Below are 2120 nucleotides of genomic sequence, written 5' to 3'. Positions count from 1 at the left end.
TAACAAAAGCCGTTGATGGTACGGATATAGGTTATATCAGACACCCAGACTTGATTAGGGGCTGTAACATCCATGTCTTTTACCAAGTTCTTATACTTATGAAAACGGTGATACGAATCGGTTGTTTTGCACGATGCTTTTTTACGTCTAACAAGCATATCATGCTCTCGCAGGATATTATTCAATTTATCCCTGCCCACTTTTAATCCTGCCATTTCAAAGGAATCTTTCAAAGCTTTGTATAACTTTACGGTACCCACACGTGATTGCTCAATACGCTCTTGCTTAACAAGCTGAATTACTTGATTTGTAATATGATCCTGCTTTTGTATTCGATTCTTTAATTTATAATAAGCATCCCTGTGCATATGGTAACACTGGCAGGTTTGCTCAACGCTTGCCTGTCCAGTGTGTTTTGTTTTTTCTACTGACTTAATCAAACTTAAAGGTTTAAGTTTTTTTTTAACTCATCGACACTTTTGTAACCTAATTTTTCAGCAGCTACTTCAAGGTACGAGTCCATTACCAACTTGTCCAGGTCTTTCTTAATCAACAACTCCTTTAGTTGCTTGATCTCTTTTTGTAAGGCTTTGAGCCGTGTTGTTTCATCTTGATTTTCCACTAGAATTCGGGTATTCATTAAATCTTTACGGTTGTACTTCTTTATCCATTCATTTATGGTGGTCCTGTTTATACCATAAATGTCTCCAAGCTTTTTCTTGGAATATTTCCCAGTACTAAGTTCGGCTAAAATTTTCAATTTGAAACCTTCGCTGTATCTTCTTACAACGCCATCATTTTTATACATAATTGCTACGTGTTGTGTAGCCGTTTTTTAGGACGGGTCATGGTTACACACAACGGTTACGTGTATGTGTAGTGCGGGATTAAAGGTAATGAACTTTCAAGCACGCACGTAGCCAATTCGTTTATTCAATATTTCAAATTTTCCGTCAAGTCGTCAAAGGCGAATTGGCGGTGTTGCAACAACGAGCAGCAGCCCGAAAAACCGCTGAAACCCGCATTACATATGACACTTTGTTAGCCACCGTTTTTTATGGTAGCGGGAAAATAATTTGCCAATTTAAATCAGGATTATATATTAACTCTGATTCAACTTCGTCTTCTGCACACCATGCCCCAATAAAGTCTTCAACCATTCCCTCTGTCATTGATGAATGAAGACTAAATGGTCTTTTTTGTTTTCTAATTATATATGAAAGACGATACCAATCTTCTTCATCTATAAATTGAAAATTATCTTTTCCATATATATATCCTACTTCAAATAAGCTTGAATCAAAATTGAAATCCTGTTTGACGTGCTTAGTAACTGCATTTTCTAAAACTTTACTTTGGAATTGTGCAATTTCACATAAAAGTTTGCAATTCTCAATTATATCTTGGCTAGATAAGTTATGGTCAGTTAGTCCATTAGCTGGAAATTTATAAGAAAATATTTCTCTATATTCTCGTGCCCAATCCACAAACTTCTTAATCTCTGTTCCTTTCAGTTTGTTGTACTTAGAGACTATATCTCCTAATAGATTTATTGTTTTTGAATGAGTCATTGTAAATAAATCATCTTCACTCCATTCCACGAAAGGAGAAGTTAAAATGACTGCTCTTGCACAATTCAGAAGAGAATAGTATAAAAGATATGGTTCTACAATTTTTAAATTCACACTTTTAGCATGTTCTACAGAACTTAGTAGTATTGTTGAAGACAGTATCATTTTAATTGCAATAAAATCTCTAATTGTCCATTGAGAATTAATTGTGTCAGTCCAAGACTTCGCAATTCCTGATGATTTAACGCTCAAACTTGCAAAGTTTTTCTTTACTTCTTTTTCTGTAAATGTGACATCCATTTTTGAGTAAGAGAAGTAATCTTTCAGTTCATCTGTCATATTCTTTTTGTATATTTTTAAATACAAGATGAAGCATTTTAATCTAAAAATTAATGATTGAAATAATTCGAAATAAAATCTTTTTTTATGCTTCATTTATATTAGTAATGTTCTGTATATTAAAATGGTGGCTAACGTTCCCGCGGTATGGTGTCGTGCGGTTGACTGTCCCACGAAGTGGAGACTGTCAAGCCGAAAACGACGCCAGGA

Annotated in this window: 3 protein-coding genes; all 3 read right to left on the bottom strand. The window is 34.6% G+C overall.

Features of this window, described 5'->3' with window-relative positions:
• A partial coding sequence (locus ACE01N_RS20340; protein WP_473965031.1) for a transposase family protein occupies positions 1 to 440 on the bottom strand: 440 nt, incomplete at its 3' end.
• Positions 441 to 442: 2 nt separating this feature from the next.
• Positions 443 to 808, bottom strand: a complete 366-nt coding sequence (locus tag ACE01N_RS20335) for a transposase (RefSeq protein ID WP_380592888.1) — start codon at positions 806 to 808, stop codon at positions 443 to 445.
• Positions 809 to 1055: 247 nt separating this feature from the next.
• Entirely contained in the window at positions 1056 to 1910 is an 855-nt protein-coding gene (locus ACE01N_RS20330; protein WP_380592886.1) for a hypothetical protein, read from the bottom strand.
• Between the last annotated feature and the right edge of the window lie 210 nt (positions 1911 to 2120).

Source organism: Quyinboa ferrireducens, from assembly GCF_042436675.1.
Classification (GTDB): Bacteria; Bacteroidota; Bacteroidia; order Bacteroidales; family UBA5342; genus JBHJHP01.
Note: the sequence above shows the minus strand (reverse complement) of the source record. Positions and strands in the feature narration are given on the sequence as shown.

Coding starts and splice junctions, on each gene's coding strand:
- ACE01N_RS20335 (WP_380592888.1), bottom strand. CDS start 808: ATGTATAAAAATGATGGCGTTGTAAGAAGATACAGCGAAGGTTTCAAA.
- ACE01N_RS20330 (WP_380592886.1), bottom strand. CDS start 1,910: ATGACAGATGAACTGAAAGATTACTTCTCTTACTCAAAAATGGATGTC.